The organism is Lactobacillus sp. YT155 (genome assembly GCF_030504545.1).
In the GTDB taxonomy this organism is placed as follows: domain Bacteria; phylum Bacillota; class Bacilli; order Lactobacillales; family Lactobacillaceae; genus BQUT01.
In genome coordinates this window covers 53,573-72,532 of sequence record NZ_JAUKWP010000003.1, presented here as the reverse complement: position 1 = coordinate 72,532, position 18,960 = coordinate 53,573, and the positions used below count along the sequence as shown (strand labels likewise).

General features: G+C 35.1%; 18 protein-coding genes. 4 read left to right on the top strand and 14 right to left on the bottom strand.

Annotated features, from left to right (window positions below; all coding sequences use genetic code 11):
* Positions 1-4 precede the first annotated feature (4 nt).
* From holA to pdhA, 14 genes are all read right to left on the bottom strand, one after another.
* The gene (holA, locus tag Q2T76_RS04470; RefSeq protein WP_302084325.1) at positions 5-1,012 is read right to left on the bottom strand and encodes a DNA polymerase III subunit delta; all 1,008 of its coding nucleotides are present in this window, start codon (positions 1,010-1,012) and stop codon (positions 5-7) included.
* Position 1,013: 1 nt separating this feature from the next.
* Positions 1,014-3,092 carry a DNA internalization-related competence protein ComEC/Rec2 gene (locus Q2T76_RS04465; protein ID WP_302084324.1) on the bottom strand — a complete coding sequence of 693 codons (2,079 nt, stop codon included), beginning with the start codon at positions 3,090-3,092 and terminating at the stop codon, positions 1,014-1,016.
* Between the two features lie 134 nt (positions 3,093-3,226).
* Positions 3,227-3,850 carry a helix-hairpin-helix domain-containing protein gene (locus Q2T76_RS04460; RefSeq protein ID WP_302084323.1) on the bottom strand — a complete coding sequence of 208 codons (624 nt, stop codon included), beginning with the start codon at positions 3,848-3,850 and terminating at the stop codon, positions 3,227-3,229.
* A 39-nt stretch (positions 3,851-3,889) separates the two neighbouring features.
* Positions 3,890-4,390, bottom strand: a complete 501-nt coding sequence (gene coaD / locus Q2T76_RS04455) for a pantetheine-phosphate adenylyltransferase (protein ID WP_302084322.1) — start codon at positions 4,388-4,390, stop codon at positions 3,890-3,892.
* Between the two features lie 4 nt (positions 4,391-4,394).
* Positions 4,395-4,946, bottom strand: coding sequence for a 16S rRNA (guanine(966)-N(2))-methyltransferase RsmD (gene rsmD, locus Q2T76_RS04450; RefSeq protein WP_302084321.1), 552 nt, complete (start codon positions 4,944-4,946; stop codon positions 4,395-4,397).
* A gap of 9 nt (positions 4,947-4,955) precedes the next feature.
* Complete coding sequence (locus Q2T76_RS04445) at positions 4,956-5,231, bottom strand: YlbG family protein (RefSeq protein ID WP_302084320.1); 276 nt, start codon at positions 5,229-5,231, stop codon at positions 4,956-4,958.
* A gap of 5 nt (positions 5,232-5,236) precedes the next feature.
* On the bottom strand, positions 5,237-6,409 hold the full coding sequence (locus Q2T76_RS04440; RefSeq protein ID WP_302084319.1) for an FtsW/RodA/SpoVE family cell cycle protein: 1,173 nt from the start codon (positions 6,407-6,409) through the stop codon (positions 5,237-5,239).
* 104 nt (positions 6,410-6,513) lie between these two features.
* Entirely contained in the window at positions 6,514-8,361 is a 1,848-nt protein-coding gene (typA, locus tag Q2T76_RS04435) for a translational GTPase TypA (RefSeq protein WP_302084318.1), read from the bottom strand.
* Positions 8,362-8,454: 93 nt separating this feature from the next.
* Complete coding sequence (locus Q2T76_RS04430; protein WP_302084317.1) at positions 8,455-9,222, bottom strand: inositol monophosphatase family protein; 768 nt, start codon at positions 9,220-9,222, stop codon at positions 8,455-8,457.
* A 298-nt stretch (positions 9,223-9,520) separates the two neighbouring features.
* Positions 9,521-9,799, bottom strand: coding sequence for a UPF0223 family protein (locus Q2T76_RS04425; protein ID WP_302084316.1), 279 nt, complete (start codon positions 9,797-9,799; stop codon positions 9,521-9,523).
* Positions 9,800-10,012: 213 nt separating this feature from the next.
* Entirely contained in the window at positions 10,013-11,440 is a 1,428-nt protein-coding gene (lpdA, locus tag Q2T76_RS04420) for a dihydrolipoyl dehydrogenase (protein ID WP_302084315.1), read from the bottom strand.
* A 6-nt stretch (positions 11,441-11,446) separates the two neighbouring features.
* Positions 11,447-12,733, bottom strand: a complete 1,287-nt coding sequence (locus Q2T76_RS04415; protein ID WP_302084314.1) for a 2-oxo acid dehydrogenase subunit E2 — start codon at positions 12,731-12,733, stop codon at positions 11,447-11,449.
* Positions 12,734-12,765: 32 nt separating this feature from the next.
* A complete protein-coding gene (locus Q2T76_RS04410; RefSeq protein ID WP_302084313.1) occupies positions 12,766-13,743 on the bottom strand; it encodes an alpha-ketoacid dehydrogenase subunit beta in 978 nt (325 codons plus the stop codon).
* 2 nt (positions 13,744-13,745) lie between these two features.
* Positions 13,746-14,846, bottom strand: a complete 1,101-nt coding sequence (gene pdhA / locus Q2T76_RS04405; RefSeq protein WP_302084312.1) for a pyruvate dehydrogenase (acetyl-transferring) E1 component subunit alpha — start codon at positions 14,844-14,846, stop codon at positions 13,746-13,748.
* A gap of 518 nt (positions 14,847-15,364) precedes the next feature.
* Here pdhA and def point away from each other — a divergent pair.
* The 4 genes from def (at position 15,365) to Q2T76_RS04385 (ending at position 18,953) form a co-directional block, all read left to right on the top strand.
* Entirely contained in the window at positions 15,365-15,925 is a 561-nt protein-coding gene (gene def, locus Q2T76_RS04400) for a peptide deformylase (protein ID WP_302084311.1), read from the top strand.
* Positions 15,926-16,048: 123 nt separating this feature from the next.
* Positions 16,049-16,261, top strand: a complete 213-nt coding sequence (locus Q2T76_RS04395; protein WP_302084310.1) for a DNA-directed RNA polymerase subunit epsilon — start codon at positions 16,049-16,051, stop codon at positions 16,259-16,261.
* 6 nt (positions 16,262-16,267) lie between these two features.
* On the top strand, positions 16,268-17,956 hold the full coding sequence (locus tag Q2T76_RS04390) for a ribonuclease J (protein WP_302084309.1): 1,689 nt from the start codon (positions 16,268-16,270) through the stop codon (positions 17,954-17,956).
* 40 nt (positions 17,957-17,996) lie between these two features.
* Positions 17,997-18,953 (top strand): diacylglycerol kinase family protein, encoded by a 957-nt coding sequence (locus Q2T76_RS04385; RefSeq protein ID WP_302084308.1) that lies wholly within the window; start codon positions 17,997-17,999, stop codon positions 18,951-18,953.
* Positions 18,954-18,960: the final 7 nt, after the last annotated feature.

Below are 18,960 nucleotides of genomic sequence, written 5' to 3'. Positions count from 1 at the left end.
TTATTTACGCAAATTTAGCAATGAACAAATCAAACAACATTTCTTTATTCTCTGCCCCAGTCTTCATTTGATAATCAATGTCCACAATATATTGATACATCTGTTTTAAAGTCTCTGGCGAGAATCGTTTAACTTGTTGAGCTGCCATCTTCACCCTAAATGGATGCACTTTTAATTCCGAGGCAATGCTTGATTGAGTTAAATTCTTCGCACTTAAGATGCTGATTTGAATTAATAGTCGCAATTGCGACAGAATCAACCCGTTTAGTGCAATTGGTTCTACTTTTTGAATTAACAGTTGTTGATATAAGTTTTCGGCTCCAGCAATATCTTTATCCAAAATTGCATTAACCAAATTGAAAACATTATCTTCCAATGTATCGGGAACTAACTGATCGACTGCTTTTAAGTCGATCTTTTTTGTTGTCAAAGCATAAGTATATAGCTTATCTAAATGCGACTCAATCTCAGAAAAATTAGCATTGGTTTTTTGAATTAATAAATTCATTGCATCATCATCAATTGAATAACCGGCTTGAGTAATCATTTTATTAACGTACTCGCCCACTTGATTAGCACCAATTTTTGCTGTATCTACTACTTCGACTTTTTTGTTTAATTCTTTGACAATTTTCTTTCGTGAATCAAGTTTCTCATAACTAGCAAACAAAACTAGAGTTGATGTAGGCATTGGATTATTCAAATAGTCAGCCAAAATATCAGTGTTCTGATTGATTGAAGACTCCTTACTCCCTGTCAAGAATACTGGATTGTCTGCAAAAATTAAGCGACGTTCTCCAAAAAAAGGTGTCGAAATAGCCTCATTAATCACATCTTCAAGAGGACTTTCTAAAAGATCAAAGCTAGAAAAATTCATCTCTAGTTCTTGTTCATCAAGAATTCCCTTAAAGATTTCTCTAGCCTTATCGTTCAAGCTAGTCTCATCACCTACTACGAGATAAATGGGTTTTATATCAGATTTAAGTTGTGTTTGTAATTGTTTTAGATTCATTTCATTTCCTTAAGAAGGTTTCAATATTGTAGTCATTGAACCAATAATTCCATTTAATCATACCATATTCGGAGGTCTTTAAAATCTTGACCTGCTGTTTTTCTAACGTCTCAATTGTCTCCTTATTAGGATGACCATAACGATTCTTTCTTCCTACCGAAATAAAGGCAATTTGCGGATGAATAGCCCGGATGAAGTCTGGATCCGATGCAGTTTTACTTCCATGGTGACCTACTTTTAAATAATCAATTTGAGGATGAAACTTTTTAACTACTTCTAATTCTTTATCTCGAGGAAGATCACCAGTGAACAACCAGGATTTATGGTTAATCGTCGTCTTCAATACCATCGAATCTTCGTTTTCACCAATTCCTGGCTTAAATGGTGCTAGGACTTCAAATTGAAAATTACCAAAATTCAAGACATCCCCAGCTCGAACTGTTTTCATTGCGACTTGATTTACAAAAGGCAGCAAGACCTTTTTAATCTTAGGATTATGCTCCATTCCAATTCCAAAATAAACTCTTCTGACAGGAAAATGTTCAAGTAATGGCTTCAAATCACCAATATGATCACTGTCTTGATGTGATAAAAAGACTGCATCAATATGACCAATTCCTAGACTTTTCAAATATGGAATAGTCGCTTTGTCAACATTATAATTAATGACTCGTTGATGACCAAAATGTAACTTTCCTCCTGTATCAATTAAAAAAGTTTTTCGAAGTATTGGTGTGGTAATAAGTATGCTATCTCCTTGACCGACATCAATTAAAGTTACTTGACCTGTTAAGGGAATTTTATTCATAAGAAGATTCAAACAAAATATAATCACAAACCATTGGCAACACTTCTTTTTATAACGAGAATCAGAAATATATACTAACCCACAACAGAGTAATAAAATGACTGTCAGTAACAGAAATTTACCTGTTGCTAGTTGTAAAAATTGTATTCTTGAAATTTGATGACAAATTGAATAAATAGTTCGATTAGTAAATTCCAGAATTCTATTGATTGATGGCATTGAATTTCCAAAGATTCCTACAAATATCGTACTTGGTAAAATGAAGTATTCAAAGACTGGAGCAATCAAAATATTAACTACAAAAGTTGCTAAGTTAATTTCAAAATTGTTGAAAATAATTAGTGGTAAACACAACAAATTGATAACTATTGATAATTTAAAAATACTTAGTCGATGTAGGTAAACCAGTGCAAATGACAATAAATAAGTTAACTGTCCTCCCAGTAACAACAAACATTTCGGATCAATTATTAAACCAATCAACAAGCTAATCGCAAAAATCTCGGTACTCGACTTTCGGATTTTCAGCTTTGAAAAACCTATTTTCACTAAAACTAAGATAGTTGCTCTAGTGATGCTGGTTTTTGAACCAACTAGAATGCAATATATCGGCAATAAAGCGAACAAGAAGCTTTCTAAAGTTTCTATTGTGCAAACCCTTGTCCAACTACATAACTTCCTTAAAAAACCAATTATCAGTAATAAATGCATCCCGGATAGACTAAATAAATGAATAATACCTAATTTACTAAAGTCATTCAGATAAGCTTTGGTTTGTTCGTCATTTTCTTTAGCTCCTAGCAATAAACTCAGTGCGTTAAAACGCAAAGTTGGCGGCAACTTTTGTAGTCTTTTTTCTAAGCGATATCTCAATAACGACAGCCATTCAGCAAAATTTGTGGGATTATCATATCCTTGTTTAAAAGAATTAATCTTTAATCGGCGATAAATATTTTTTGCAAAGAAATACTTTTGAAAGTTGGTTTCAGCAAAATTGGTTGGCCCTTTTATACCCTCTAATTCAAAGTCAGTCGTCTGTAAATAAGTGTTTTGAGTTGAACTCAAGTGAATTCTATTTTTGGTTTTAGGAATAATGAAACTGAATTTTTCTTGGTTACTTTGCGCTATTCCTGTGTAATAATCACCTGAATCTTGGAATTCGGATGGTTCAATTTTTAACGTCAGTTGCTGGTAGTCAGTATTTAAATGTTTCGGCATGAATTGCATTCTTATTGAGAATAACAGGACAGCACCAGTAACTATCAATAGCATTCTTGCTTGCCTCAAAAATACCAGGCGACTAAGAATCAGTCCCAGCAATATCATTAGTAAGTAATTACTAGTAAACCAGATCCCGGTAAGAAGTGCTAAGACAGTGGCTAGAACTAAATAGCGATTATTTAGAATCAAACCGTAATTTGATCTTGTAGACTTTTTAATGTCTTATCACCTATCCCGGTTACTTTGGTTAAATCTTCTACTTTTTGGAAATCACCGTTCTCATTGCGGAATTTCACAATTTGTTCTGCCTTTTTAGCACCTATTCCATTTAATTTTTGAAAATCATCTACCGAGGCTTTATTTATATTAATCTTTTCTTCACTACCAGTTTGTTCTTGATTCTCATTGGTACTAGTTGATACTGGATTATCTTTTATCTCACCAATTTTTGGAATATAAACCTGTTCTTGATCACTTAGTTTCTTTGCTTGATTAACATTTTTTCGGTCAGCATCTTTAGTTAAACCACCTGCGAGCTGTAATAAATCAAAAACCCGTGCATTTGTTTTCAACCGATAAAATCCTGGTTTATTGACTTCTCCTTGAACATCAACATAAATAGTGGCCGACGACTTCTTAGATACTTGTTTGACTGTCGTTGTAGTGTTTTCAAAGACGTCCTTCTTATCATTAGTTGCGGTGGAGCTTTTTCCAAGAATCAACATTCCTACTAAAATAACAATTAATCCACCAATAACGAGATATTCAATTTTTCGTTCTAAAAATTTCTCTTTAATTGTTTCAATCATAATCTCACCTTCCAAGTGAAATTACGAAAAAAGAATCCATTATGATAATGGATTCTTCGATAATTTTTCAATTAATTTTTTTGCAACTTCTGGGTCTACTAATTTTGAAATGTCACCGCCAAATGAAGCCACTTCTTTAATCATGCTAGAAGATACATTGCTGTATTGTGGATCAGATAGTAGAAAGACTGTTTCAATATCGTCTGCCTGCAAACGATTAATCTGTTCCACTCCTGATTCATAAATGAAGTCATTGGTATTTCGCATTGATCTCACTAATACATGAACATCTAATTCTTTTGCCAAATCAACGGTTAATTTGTTCTTGCCATCAATTACTTCAACATTCTTCAACTCTTGTACTTGATTAAGAATCAAAGCTTGTTTTTCTTCATAGCTGAATAAGTAGTGCTTAGATGTATTAGTCATAACCGCCACAATTACTTTGTCAAAGATTTGAGCAGCTCGTTTAATAATTTCTAAGTGACCATTAGTAATTGGATCAAAACTTCCTGCATATAAAGCAATTTTTTCTGACATGGAATTACTCCTTATACTTGTAAATCAAAATTTTCGTTTCACCATATGATTTTTCTTGAAGAACACTTAAACTAGCTAAATCCGACTTAGTTACTTCGTAATCAGTTTCAATAACAATTAAGCAGCCATTATTTAACAATTTGTCAGCTATCATGTTTTCAACAATTTCTTCGGTAATATGCATTCGATATGGTGGATCTAAAAAAACAAGATCTAACTTAACTTCTTCAGCCTGCAGTTTCTTCAAGGCATCAGTTGCTTTTCCAGCAATGACTTCAAACTTCTCTGATATATGCGTTTTAGCAATATTTTCCTTAATGACATCAATTGCCTTGAAATCTTTATCAACCAAATAGCTCTTATTATAGCCACGAGAAACAGCTTCAATCCCCAGAGAGCCAGTTCCAGCAAACAAGTCTAAACAATTGCCACCGCTCATATAAGGATTAATGATATTAAAAATGGACTCTTTAACCTTCGCTGCGGTTGGTCGAGTATTAACACCAGGAACTGGTTTTAAATTTAACCCACCAAACTCACCTGAAACAACTCGCATAAAATACTCCTATTCACTGTATACAGTATCTTTGATTGATGAAGCACCAATACGAGCTTCGAAGTCCATATCAATTTCATCACGATAAGAAAATTCCACTTTTTTGACAAATTTCATTCGTGAAATTTTATCAACGGCTTTGTCGAGATCTTTCATGTCGACATACATAACCGCATATTTCATACGCTTAGAAATGTAATAAATATTTCCAAATTTTTTTAACTCTTTTTGGCCACGTAAGGAATACATCCAAACAATTAGACCTTTTCGAAGATTTAACATCATAATAATCACCTATTTTGTTGAGTTGCTTGATACTTCTCAGTTGCTACAACGTTTAATATAATTCCAATAGCAATGGATAGGATAATTATACTTGATCCACCATAACTGATGAATGGAAGTGTAACACCCGTTAGAGGAATTAACCCTAACAATCCACCGACATTAAGAAATGTCTGTGCAAAAATCATGGCTGCAATTCCAAAGACTAATAAAGATTGGAAAGTATCAGTTGAACGAATACCGATTTGAACACAACGGAAAATGATAATAAAAATCAAACTCAAAATTACTAGTACACCAACAAAACCTAATTCTTCACTAGTAATAGCTAAGATAAAGTCAGTATAAGGTTCTGGCAAGTAGCCACGTTTTTGAATACTGTTACCAAGTCCAACCCCAAACCAGCCTCCGTTGTTGATTGCATAAAGAGAGTTTACTAATTGCGAACCAATTCCTGACTCATACTTAAACGGATTTTGGAACGCCATGAACCGACGATATTGATAATATTTTTCTAGAAAAGCAAAGTTATTGTGAGTCAAAATATAGTAAACGATACTCATGGGAATTATCCAGATTGAGTTCATTAAAGCGATACTCTTCTTAGGAATTCCTGAAGTTGAAATCATCACGATTCCAATAAAAAATAGGATTCCAGTTCCACCAAAATCAGGTTGTAAAATTACTAAAATTAAAATGATAAATCCAATAATTAAAGGTCCCGAAAGCTCCGTCAAGATATTCCCTGGTACTAATCTTTCTTGGCGGCGATTGAAGATAAACGCAAAATAAATGATTAATGTTAATTTAGCAATCTCAAGTGGTTGCACATTGAAGAATTTTAAGGAAATCCAAGCTGACGCCCCATTAATTGCTGAACTAGGATTGATAATTTTTCTAACCAAGAGATAAAGAAGCAATCCAATCGTAATAACTAATAACACTTGAATCACTCGAGGATTCTTTAGAACTCTTATTTTTAACATGAATACCAGAACACAGAATAATAATCCAACAGTTGCAAAAACTGCTTGTTTAATAAAGTACGTGGAAGCCGAACCCCCATGAACTAAAACTGTATCAAAACTGGCTGAATACACCATTACAATTCCAATCCCCATCAGTAACAAGTAAGGAATCAAAATCCAATAGTCGAGATATTTGAACTTTGACGGCACGTTAGCACACTCCTAATTTGATAATAATAATTATAGCACCTAGCTACTTTTAAAAAAAGAACCTTCGAGAATATAAAAAAAGCCGATATTATCGACTTTTCTAATTAGTTATCTTTTTCAGCCATTTTCTTTTTCTTATCAGCTTTTTGTCTTTCACCTGTGTTAAGAATTTTCTTTCTTAAACGAACATTCTTTGGTGTTACTTCACACAATTCGTCTTCGTTCAAGAATTCAATTGATTCTTCTAGTGACATTGACTTAGGTGTCTTAATAGCAGCTGAGTGATCTTTACCTGAGGCACGAGTATTAGTTAAGTTCTTACCCTTAGTAACATTAACAGCAATATCTTGATCACGTGAACTTTGACCAACAATCATTCCTTCATATACTTCCACTTGAGCACCAAGGAACAATTGTCCACGGTCTTCAACTGATTGAAGTGAATAAGTTGTTGTAGGTCCTTGGTTAATTGAAACTAAGGCACCATTACGACGTCCTGGTTCCCAGTTCTTAACAACTGGCAAGTATGAATCAAAGGTGTGGTTCATGATTCCGTATCCACCAGTCATTGATAAGAACTCATTTGAGTAACCAATCAATCCACGAGAAGGTGCAAGGAATTGTAATCTGGTCTGACCGTTTCCGGTACTTTCCATATTCTTCATTTCACCTTTTCTTTGTGACATAGAATCAATAACTGATCCTACATATTCATCAGGTGTATCAATTTGAACATCTTCAAAAGGTTCGCAAACTTTGCCATCTACTTCTTTGTAGATAACTTCTGGACGTGATAATTGTAATTCAAATCCTTCACGACGCATTTCTTCAACTAAGATTGACAAATGCAACTCACCACGACCTGAAACCATCCAAGCACTTGGTTGATCAGTATCTTCAACTTTTAGAGAAACATCAGTGTGAAGTTGTGATTTAAGACGATCTTCGATTTGACGACCAGTAACTAAGTCACCTTCACGACCAACAAATGGAGAATCATTTGCTAAGAACATCATTTGAAGTGTTGGTTCATCGATTCTAAGAACTGGAAGTGCTTCTTGATGGTCAACTGGTGTAACAGTTTCCCCAACAAAAATATCATCCATTCCAGATAATGCAATCAAGTCACCGGCTTTAGCTTCATTGATTTCAACTTTTTGTAAACCAATGAAACCAAACATCTTGGTAACACGGAAGTTCTTCGTTGAGCCATCAAGCTTCATAACAGTAACTTGATCACCGATTTTAATTTTTCCACGGAAAACACGTCCAATACCAATACGACCAACGAAGTCATTATAATCAAGCATTGAAACTTGGAATTGTAATGGTTCATCAGAGTTATCAATTGGTGCAGGAATTGTTTTTAAAATTGTATCGAATAATGGTTGCATTGTATGTTCTTGAGTATCAATAGCAGGATCCATACTTGTAGTACCATTCATAGCTGAAGCGTAAACAACTGGGAATTCCAATTGATCATCATCTGCACCTAATTCGATAAATAATTCAAGAACTTCATCCACAACTTCTTCTGGACGAGCTCCGTCACGGTCAATTTTGTTAATCACAACGATTGGTGTTAAGTGTTGTTCGAAGGCCTTCTTCAACACAAAACGTGTTTGTGGCATTGTTCCTTCATAGGCATCAACAACCAACAAGACACCATCAACCATAGTCATGATGCGTTCAACTTCTCCACCGAAGTCAGCATGTCCTGGTGTGTCCAAGATGTTGATTTGTTTGTCTCCTACTTTAACAGCAGTGTTTTTTGAAAGAATTGTGATTCCACGTTCTTTTTCAATATCATTAGTATCCATAGCACGATCACCAATTTCAGTGTGGCTATCTAATGTATCTGATTGTTTAAGCATTTCATTAACTAATGTTGTTTTACCGTGGTCAACGTGAGCAATGATTGCAATATTTCTAATATCGTCTCTTAAATTCAAGGTTTTTCTTCCTTTCAATTTTTCCTGATTTATTTAATCTTAGGCAATAAAAAAGCTGTGATATCTATCTGGAAAATCACAGCTCAATTGGCTCTAATTCAAGATATTTAGAACCTCTTGGGTTAAATGCTTTGTTCCAATAATTACAGATTGTGATTTTAGCACATTTATGGGGCTTTCGTCAATGCTCTTCGTTTCCATTCCTAGTGACTCAGTCAAAATTTTGCCGGCAACTAAATCCCATGGTTTTAAGTGGCTTATATAAGCACTCTGGCGATTTTCTATGAGTCTAGTAAATACTATGCCGGCACTCCCGAACATTCGTAAACCACTGCTTTTTTTGATTATTTCTTGCATCTTAGGTTCACCTTGAAGTAATAATCGCGAACTAACCGTGATTAATGATTCATCAAGTCCTTGATTAGGAATAGTCATCAACTTATTCTTGCCACAAAACACTCCTAATTCTGGTCCACCGATATAAATTTTACCGGCCATAACATTCATGATTGCACCTATTACCGGTTTACCCTCATAATAAACTCCTATCATTGATGCAAAATCTTTTCGTTCTTTAACGTAATTTAAGGTGCCGTCAATTGGATCAATAAAAAAAGTTAATTTTCCTAAATCAGTGACTGTATCACCGTATCCTTCTTCACTTATGAACTGTGCAGTTGGATAAATTGATTTTAAATGATTGATGATAAATTGTTCTATCTCTCGATCCATATTGGTCACTAAATCATTCTTTCCACTTTTAGTATCAATTGATAGTTCTGTCGAAAAGCTCTTTTTTAATTTTTCGGCAACTTCTTTTAAAGTCCATTCAATTTCATTTGCTAGTTTTTCAATATTCATTTTTTCACCTAGTTTGTTTAGATTTTAGTTAAAAATCTTTTACTTTTCGTATGATAATTAAATATTTATATTAATCTTAATGGAGTTGTTATTATTTATAAATATTTTAACTTTTTTTTGCATAAAGTGGTTGACACTAACAATAATATGGTGCATTATATTGTTGTTAGTTAAACAATTTAAGTTTAGCTACATTGATATTTTTCATATCAACCGTCTTCCCCAAAGACGAACATCCCATTTTATACATTTACTCCCAAGTAAATGTGAAACCACGGACCCCAACCGTGGTTTTTTTTTACATTTTTATAACTGTTTTATCACTTTTTCTGGCCTGCTTAATGACTTGATAGATAACATATCCAGACTCTTTTTCAAACTCTTTGGACAATGAATTTTGATCCATCTTCATCGGAACAATTTTTTGAAAAGCTCGATATCCGTCTAATAGCTCTTCTCTATCAACTCCGACTTCATAGGCGGCTTCAATTAAGTTATAAAATTTAATAACGGTTGTTATTTCCTCATTCGACCATGTTTCGTCTAATGGGTATTGATAGTTCTTTTCATTTTTCATAATAATTTAAGTGTAACAAAAAAACGATGCTATGCATCGCTTTTTTTCTTGCATTTTGACTAGAATAAATTTTTAAAACGGGTGCATCTTCGGTACATCTAAAACGCGTTTGAAGTTGCAACAATTTCCGTTTAAACAAAAAAGAGAGTCGAATTTAATATTCGCTCTCTTTTTTTATTTAATACTCAATTGCTGAACGCAACTTCTCACGCTCTAGATATGTGTTGGGAATCCCATCAATGTATCTGCTGCTTCTTGGATTGGTTCTCCTAATGTTGGATGTGGATGAATTGTAAGTGAAATATCTTCAGCGTTCATTTGACTGTTAATAGCCAAACTTAATTCTGAAATCAAATCACTTGCTCCTGGTCCAACAATTTGAGCACCAATTAATGTATTAGTGTCTTTTTCTGCTACTAAGCGAACGAATCCTTCTGGTTGATCCAAAGTAACCGCACGTGCGTTACCAGCAAATGGGAATTTAGCTACACTAACTTCAATTCCTTTTTCTTTAGCTTCTGCTTGAGTCAATCCTACAGATGCTAATTCTGGATCGGTAAAGCAAACTGCTGGAATACCGATATAATCATTTTCAGTATTCTTACCTGAAATTGCACCGGCAACAGTTTTAGCTTCGAAGAATGCCTTATGAGCTAGTGCAGCTCCAGCAACGATATCACCAATTGCCCAGATGTTATCAACTGATGTACGACCTTGTTTGTCAACTTCAACTAATCCACGGTCTGTCATCTTAACATCTGTCATTTCTAGACCAAAGTCATCAGTATTTGGACGACGTCCAACTGTTACCATACAGTAATCAGCTTTAACTGATTCTTCTTTGCCGTCAACTTCATAAGTAACGGTAACGTCTTTATCAGTTTCTTTTCCTTCTTTAGCCATGGCATTAGTAATAATCTTTACACCTTTAGCTTCAAGGCTCTTCTTAACGATGTCTACCATGTCTTTTTCAAAGTTAGGAACGATTTGTCCTGAGCCTTCAAGGATTGTTACATGAGCTCCTAAATCAGCATATGCACCAGCTAATTCAGTACCAACGTATCCTCCACCGATAACAACAAATTCCTTAGGAACTTCGGTTAGATTTAATCCACCAGTTGAATCGATAATACGTTTGTTAAACTTGAATCCTTTAATTTCAATAGGACGACTGCCAGTTGCCACAATCAAATTCTTGAACTTGATTGTTTGACCACCACCATTATCCATGAATTGTTTTGGTCCTGTTGGCATAACTCTTAGTTGAGTATTGTTATCAATAAAAGCTTCACCTTGAATTAATTCAATTTTGTGCTTTTGAAGTAACATCTTAACTCCACTAGTCATACGAGCAACAACTTGTTCGTCTTTCCATTGTTGAGTCTTTTTAAAATCAATCTTGGAATCATTTGTAGGAATTCCATAAGTTGATGAGTCTCTTACTTCACGTAATCTGTGACCAGCTGTAATCAAAGCTTTTGATGGCACACAACCAACGTTCAAACATACACCACCAACAGTTTCTGATTTTTCAATCACAGTAACAGTTTGTCCTAATTCAGCAGCTCTAATGGCAGCTACATACCCTCCGGGTCCTGAACCAATAATCACTGTATCTTTTTCTACTACATTATCTGCCATCTTAAATTAGCCCTCCATTAGTAACATGTCTGGATCATGTAATAATTCTTTTAGTTTGTTTAATGCATTTTGAGCTAAGGCACCATCAATTAAACGGTGATCATAACTCAATGAAAGTTTGAGCATATTACCAACTTGAATAGCTCCATTTTCATCAACATATGGCTCTTTAGCAATCTTACCAACACCTAAAATAGCCACTTCAGGGTAGTTAATAACTGGTGTAAACCAGCCACCACCGATTGAACCAACGTTACTAATTGTAATTGATCCACCACTCATAGCGTCACCACTTAGCTTGTTGTCATAAGCAGCTTGTGAGTTTTCAGTGATTTCTTTAGCAATTTGGAACATACCTTTAGAATCAGCATTCTTGATGTTTGGAACATATAGTCCATGTTCTGTATTTGTAGCAATACCAACGTTGTAGTAGTGCTTGTAAACAACTTCTTCAGTTGTATCATCAATTGATGCGTTCAATTCTGGATATTCTTTCATTACCGCTACCAAGGCTTTAACGATATATGGTAGGAATGTAAGTTTAATATCTTTACCAGCAGCAATTTCTTTATACTTCTTACGGTTAGCCATAAGTGCTGATACTTCAACATCATCAAAACTTGTAACGTGAGGCGCAATGTCTTTACTGTTACGCATTGCTTTAGCAATAGCTTTTCTTGTAAGAGACATCTTTTCTCTTGTTTCTAGTTCTGGAGTTGCTGACTTAAATGGTGCAATTGGAGCAGCACTTGCTGTCTTAGCTGCGGGTGCAGCTTCGGTTGTTGCAGCTTGAGGTGCTGCTGAACCATCAAAGTTATCAACGTCAGTTTTAGTGATTTGACCATGTTTTCCTGATGGAGTTACTTGGCTCAAATCAACACCTTTATCACGAGCATATTGACGAACTGAAGGCATTGCCAAGTAGTTGCTATTTGCACTACCTGTTGCTTCTGCCTTAGCAGCTGGAGCAGCTTTTGCTTCTTCTTTAGGAGCTTCAGCTTTTTCAGCTGGTTTTTCTGCAGCTGCAGGTGCTTCATCTTCGCCATCATCAGCTGAACCATCATCAATTACGATTAAGGTGTCACCAATTTCAACGGTCTGGCCTTCATCTGCAACAATTTGTTTAACTGTTCCAGAAACTGGTGTAGGTAATTCTTCAACCGATTTATCGTTTTGAATTTCAACAATCGAATCGTCTTCTTTAACTGTATCGCCTTCTTTTACTAACCAACGAGCAATTTCACCTTCGGCCATACCTTCACCCAATTCGGGTAATTTAAATTTAAATGCCATTTTAAAAAGTCCTTCCTTTTAGGTTTCATTTTTTAGAAATTTAAGATTTCGCGAACCTTAGCTTCAATTTCGTCAGCTCCTGGAATCCATACTTCTTCAGCTAATGAGAAAGGATAAACAGAGTTTGGAGCTGCTACTCGTCCGATAGGTGCATCAAGATTCAAGACTGCATGCTCAGAGATTTCTGAAGCAACTGTTGCTCCAACACCGGCAATTTTTTGAGCTTCTTGAACAATCACAACACGATGTGTCTTTTCGATTGATTTGAAAATTGTATCAGTATCAATTGGTGAAACTGTTCTTAAATCGATAACTTCAACAGAAATGTTTTCTTCAGCAAGTTTTTCGGCAACTTTCTTAGCTTCATTAACTTCAGCACCATAGGCAACGACAGTTATGTCATTTCCTTCAGTAACAACGTTAGCTTTATCTAAAGGAACACTGTATTTTTCTTCAGGAATATCATCCTTCATTGAACGGTATAACTTCAAGTTTTCCATGAATAATACTGGGTCATTATTTTCAATAGAAGAAATTAACAATCCTTTAGCATCATAAGGGTTACTTGGCATAACAACACGTAGTCCTGGAGTACTTGCATAGTAGTTTTCCAAGTTATCAGCGTGCATTTCGGCAGTATGAGTTCCACCACCATAAGGAGTTCTAATTGTAATTGGTTGAATCTTAGTTCCGTCAAAACGTGAACGCATTCTAGCCATTTGAGCAACGATTGAGTCTACTGCTTCGAAACTGAATCCCATAAATTGGATTTCAGGAATTGGACGCCAGTCAGTCAATCCAAGTCCGATTGCTAAACCTAGAATTCCTGATTCTGCTAGTGGAGTATCGAAAACTCGTTCTTCACCATATTTTTCTTGAAGTCCTTGAGTTGTTCTAAAAACACCACCGTTTTTACCAACATCTTCACCAAAAACTAATGTCTTGGGATCTTCTTGTAATTTAATATCTAAAGCATTTGTAATTGCTTGAATATAAGTCATCTTTGCCATGATTAGTTAGACTCCTTTGCTTCAAATTCTTTAATTTGCTCTTGTATACTTGGAGTTGGTACTTCAAATGTACGTTTTAGCATATCAGAAACTTTTTCAGGTGCTACTTGGTCGGCTTCTTTAATAGCTTCCTTGAAAGAGTTCTTGTACTCTTCAATAAGTTTTTCTTCTTTTTCTTCTGACCAAAGTCCTTTATCAGTCAAAAGTTTTCTCATTCTAATAAGTGGGTCTACATCAAACCATGGTTTTTCTTCTTTTTCACTTCTGTAACGTTTTGGATCGTCACCAGCTGATGAATGAGCGCCGTAACGGTAAGTCAAAGTTTCAATTAAGACTGGTCCATTACCGGCAAGCATGTATTCACGAGCAGCTTTAGCTACTGCGTAGCAAGCTAAGATATCCATACCATCAACTTGCACACTAGGAATACCTGCGGCTACACCCTTTTGAGCCAAAGTTGGAGCAGCTGTTTGCTTGATACGAGGTGTAGAAATAGCGTAACCATTATTTTGAATAATGAACAATACAGGTGCTTGATAAGCTCCAGCAAAGTTCATTCCTTCATATGAATCACCCTGAGATGAACCACCATCACCTGTATAAGTGAAGGCAATTGCATCTTCTTTGTTCATCTTAAGTCCTAAACCAACACCAGCAGCTTCAACAAAAGCAGCACCAATGATGATTTGTGGCATTAATGAACGAGCTTTGAATTTATTCCCTTCAACATGCCCTCTTGACCACAAAAATGCTTCAGAAACTGTTGCACCGTGTTGGATCAATTGAGGTACATCACGATAGGCAGGAAGTAAGTAATCTTGTGCTTCCATTGCTAAAACAGTTCCCATTTCAGAAGCTTCCTCACCAGCAGTTGGGGCATAGAATCCCATTCTACCTTGACGAGAGAAGTTCATGGTTTGTTCATGTAATGCACGTTCCCAAACCATTTTTTCCATGAATTCAACAAGTTGATCATCGGAAAAACTTTCAAAAACCTCTTTATTTACAACTTCAGATTTTGAGTTTAAAACCTGAATTGGTTCTGGATTATCTGCTAATCCTTTTTTGATTGCCGCAAAATCGACAACTGTTTTTTTTGCCATTTGAATACGGTCCTTCCTTAAAAAATTCTCTTATAATAATGGGTAACATACATAAAATGTACTTACCTTTACTAGTACAAATTAACAATATTTGATAGCGTTTGCAAGCGTTAACTAGGGAGTTTTCGCCTGTTTTCAAATGTTCTTTTTTTTGGCTTAATGATTGTTGATTTATCAACGTTTATTTTGTGATACTTTTAACAATGTTTTCTATTAGAAAATCATTTTTCTAGAAAATCTATAGAAATCAGGTAACATTTGAAACATTATTTGTGAATAGTTTTCTTTTTTAAGCCAATTTCGATTCACAAAATCAGGCATCACTCACTTCTTTTACTTAAGCAAACCTCCTTTATACATATTTTGTAATCGCTTCCATATGTATGGTAGCGCTATTTAAATACTACAACAAGTGTAAATTTTAATTTGTTATTCTGTTATAATTTTTAAAAAATTGTTATCCTGCTTTTTCAATAATGATATAATCTAACATAGTATTTTTCATGGAGGTTTTATCAATGTATCTTATGGACGACATCACTAGAGATGGTAACCCTGTTCTGAGAAAAGTTGCACAGAAAGTAACCTTTCCCCTATCAAAAGAAAATAAACAATTAGCTGACGATATGATGGAATATTTAGTTAATAGCCAAGACCCTGTATTAGGTCAAAAATATGGACTCCGTGCTGGCGTCGGTCTGGCAGCCCCACAAGTTGGCGAATCTGTGGCTATGGCATCAGTTTTAGTTCCTAACTTGGAAGAACCAGATCAGATTGACTTAAAGATGACTTTAATTAATCCTGTTATTGTAAGCCAATCGGTTCAAGTAACTGCACTTGGCGAAGGCGAAGGCTGCCTATCAGTTGATGAAGATGTTGCTGGTTATGTACCTCGCGCTAATAAAATTACTATCAAATATGATGACTTTGACGGCAATAGCCAGACTTTGAAATTAAAAGGCTATCCCGCCATCGTTTGCCAACACGAAATTGATCATCTTAATGGATATCTTTTCTACGACAAAATCAATAAATCGCAACCAATGAAAATAGACGATAGCGCAATTATCATTGAATAATTACGCTCGTCTTTTTTAGATTGTGCTTTATATACTTTGCATAATAAATGTGATAAAATTCATATAACTGTTGATTCGTCAACCACTCGTGCGGATAAAATTATAAAAAACAAGGAGAATATTTTGATTTATAAAGTATTATTTCAACCAGACAAGTCTCAAACACCCCGTAGAGAGACTACCCAAACAATTTATCTAGAAGCTAACTCAAAAATCGAGGCACTAAAAAATGTTGAAGACAACACTAATTACAACATTGAATTAGTCCAAGAGTTAGATGGTGATTTTTTAGACTACGAAAAGAAAAATCCCGACTTCAAAATTACGGAGTTTTAATCGTTAATGTCATTTAAAATTAATAATAAAGAAGTTTTTGTTTTCGCCATCGGGGGCTTAGGCGAAATCGGTAAAAACATGTATGGTGTTCAATATCAAGATGAAATTATTGTTATTGATGCCGGAATTAAATTCCCTGAAGATGATCAATTAGGGATTGATTATGTCATTTCTGACTATCAATATCTAATTGACAATATCGACAAAATTAAAGGATTATTCATTACCCATGGTCACGAAGATCATATTGGTGGAATTCCTTTCTTTTTACAAAAAGTCAACGTTCCAATCTTTGCTGGTCCTTTAGCCAGCGCTTTGATTAAAGGAAAACTTGAAGAACATGGTTTAACCAAGTCAACAGAAATGCACGAACTTCAAGAAGATACAGTAATCAAATTTCCTAAAATCACAGTCGACTTTTTTAGAACTACCCACTCTATTCCTGATGCTTTAGGAATAGCTGTTCACACTCCTCAAGGTGTGATTGTAGAAACAGGTGACTTCAAGTTCGACTTGACCCCTGTTGCCGGCTTACCAGCTCCTAATTTACAGAAAATGGCTAAATTAGGCGATGAAGGTGTTCTCTTATTAATGTCAGATAGTACTAATGCTGAAGTTTATGGTTTTAGTAAATCTGAGCGTTACGTTGGTGACACTATTCATAAAATCTTTGAAACTATCAAAGGTCGTATCATTTTTGCTACCTTCGCTTCCAATATTTATCGTGTTTCTCAAGCAGTTGATGCCGCTTTACAACACGGCAGAAAAATTGCTGTTTTCGGACGTAGTATGGAATCGGCTATTACTAATGGTCGCGAATTAGGATATTTAAATATTCCTGATGAAATGCTTCTTGATGCCAATGAAATCAAGAAGTTACCACCAGAAAAAGTAATGATTCTATGTACCGGTTCTCAAGGTGAACCAATGGCTGCTTTAAGTAGAATTGCTAACGGATCTCACCGCCAGATTAATGTTCAACCAGGCGATACTGTTATTTTCTCAAGTAACCCTATTCCTGGTAACACAGCAAGTGTTAATCATGTAATTAACTTACTAGCTGAAGCTGGTGCCGAAGTTATCCATGGAAAAATTAATAATATCCATGCTTCAGGTCACGGTGGTCAATTAGAACAAGAGTTAATGCTTCGCCTAATTAAACCAAAATTCTTCATGCCAATTCACGGTGAATACCGAATGTTGAAGATTCATACTGAATTAGCACAAAGATGTGATGTTCCTGAAGAAAATTGCTTTATTATGGAAAATGGTGATGTTCTTGCCTTAACAAGTGATACCGCAAGACGTGCTGGTCACTTCCCTGCCGAAGACGTTTACGTTGATGGAAATGGAATTGGTGATATTGGCAACATCGTTATTCATGATCGCCAAATGCTTTCCGATGAAGGTCTAGTAATTGTCGTCGCTACAATCGACTACAAGAAAAAGATCGTTCTAGCTGGACCAGATATATTATCACGTGGATTTGTTTATATGCGTGAATCTGGTGAACTAATAGCTCAAGCACAAAAGCGAGTTTTCCATATTATTAAAAACTCATTGAACGATGAAAAAACAGAAGCGACTGAAGCTATTTTAAAAAGTGCAATTACTGATGGATTACAAGACATGCTCTATAAGAGTACCGAAAGAAATCCTGTCATAATTCCAATGTTAATTTCAGCATCAGTTTAAAAAAAGCCCGTTTCTAGGGCTATTTTTAATGGGGAGTAATATGAAGTACAAAAACTTACACATTATCTTAAATGAACATGCCTCAAGTGGACGTGCTAAAAAACGTGGTTTCAAATTTCTTGAGCTATTAAAGCAACGAAATATTGAATACACATACGCTGTTACCAAGAAGCCAAATGATGGTGTGCGCTTAGGTAAAGAATTTGCTGAATCTAAGCAAGCTGAATCGACTTTATTAGTTGTCATTGGTGGTGATGGCACCCTTAACGAATGCCTAAATGGTATCCGTTCTTCAAGTAACCCTACTACTCCTCTTTCTTACATTCCTTCAGGATCTGGTAATGATTTTGCTCGTGGACTCAAGGTTGAACATCAATTAAACCAAATTATTGATGGCCTAGAGAGTGACCTACCAACTACTAATGTTGATATTGGCAAGTTCATTGATAATGAAAACAACTACTCTCGTTTTTTTGTTAACAATATTGGAATTGGTTTTGACGCAGCTATTGTTGTGGCTTCTAATAAATCAGCCAGCAAGAAATTTTTCAATACAATTCATTTGGGTAAGTTAATTTATGTCTCTCAGTTAGTAAAAGTCTTTTTCCAACAAAAAGCTTTTGACCTACAAGTAGAAAGTTTTGAAAACAAAAAAGATTTTATCTTCAAAAAAGTTTTTCTAGTTACAACGACTAACCATCCTTTCTTTGGTGGCGGAATTCCAATTGTTCCTACTGCTAATCCGTTTGATCATCAACTTGATTTAATTGTTGTTGAAAAGATGAGTTTCTTAAGTATTATTGGATTATTCATTAAACTTCTAACTAACGGGAGTCATATGAATGATGATCGAGTCCATCATTTAACCTCCAATAATATGTTATTACAGACTGACCAGCCCGAATATAAACAAATGGATGGCGAAGGTTTTGAAAAAACTGCAATTAACTTAACTTTTAATGTTGATCAACATCCTTTTGTATTAATTAATAAATAAAAACTCC

Bases quoted from the DNA above. Each gene is read 5' to 3' on its own strand.
- holA (WP_302084325.1), bottom strand. From the start codon at position 1,012: ATGAATCTAAAACAATTACAAACACAACTTAAATCTGATATAAAACCC.
- Q2T76_RS04465 (WP_302084324.1), bottom strand. From the start codon at position 3,092: ATGCTATTGATAGTTACTGGTGCTGTCCTGTTATTCTCAATAAGAATG.
- Q2T76_RS04460 (WP_302084323.1), bottom strand. From the start codon at position 3,850: ATGATTGAAACAATTAAAGAGAAATTTTTAGAACGAAAAATTGAATAT.
- coaD (WP_302084322.1), bottom strand. From the start codon at position 4,390: ATGTCAGAAAAAATTGCTTTATATGCAGGAAGTTTTGATCCAATTACT.
- rsmD (WP_302084321.1), bottom strand. From the start codon at position 4,946: ATGCGAGTTGTTTCAGGTGAGTTTGGTGGGTTAAATTTAAAACCAGTT.
- Q2T76_RS04445 (WP_302084320.1), bottom strand. From the start codon at position 5,231: ATGATGTTAAATCTTCGAAAAGGTCTAATTGTTTGGATGTATTCCTTA.
- Q2T76_RS04430 (WP_302084317.1), bottom strand. From the start codon at position 9,222: ATGAATATTGAAAAACTAGCAAATGAAATTGAATGGACTTTAAAAGAA.
- Q2T76_RS04425 (WP_302084316.1), bottom strand. From the start codon at position 9,799: ATGAAAAATGAAAAGAACTATCAATACCCATTAGACGAAACATGGTCG.
- lpdA (WP_302084315.1), bottom strand. From the start codon at position 11,440: ATGGCAGATAATGTAGTAGAAAAAGATACAGTGATTATTGGTTCAGGA.
- Q2T76_RS04415 (WP_302084314.1), bottom strand. From the start codon at position 12,733: ATGGCATTTAAATTTAAATTACCCGAATTGGGTGAAGGTATGGCCGAA.
- Q2T76_RS04410 (WP_302084313.1), bottom strand. From the start codon at position 13,743: ATGGCAAAGATGACTTATATTCAAGCAATTACAAATGCTTTAGATATT.
- pdhA (WP_302084312.1), bottom strand. From the start codon at position 14,846: ATGGCAAAAAAAACAGTTGTCGATTTTGCGGCAATCAAAAAAGGATTA.
- def (WP_302084311.1), top strand. From the start codon at position 15,365: ATGTATCTTATGGACGACATCACTAGAGATGGTAACCCTGTTCTGAGA.
- Q2T76_RS04390 (WP_302084309.1), top strand. From the start codon at position 16,268: ATGTCATTTAAAATTAATAATAAAGAAGTTTTTGTTTTCGCCATCGGG.
- Q2T76_RS04385 (WP_302084308.1), top strand. From the start codon at position 17,997: ATGAAGTACAAAAACTTACACATTATCTTAAATGAACATGCCTCAAGT.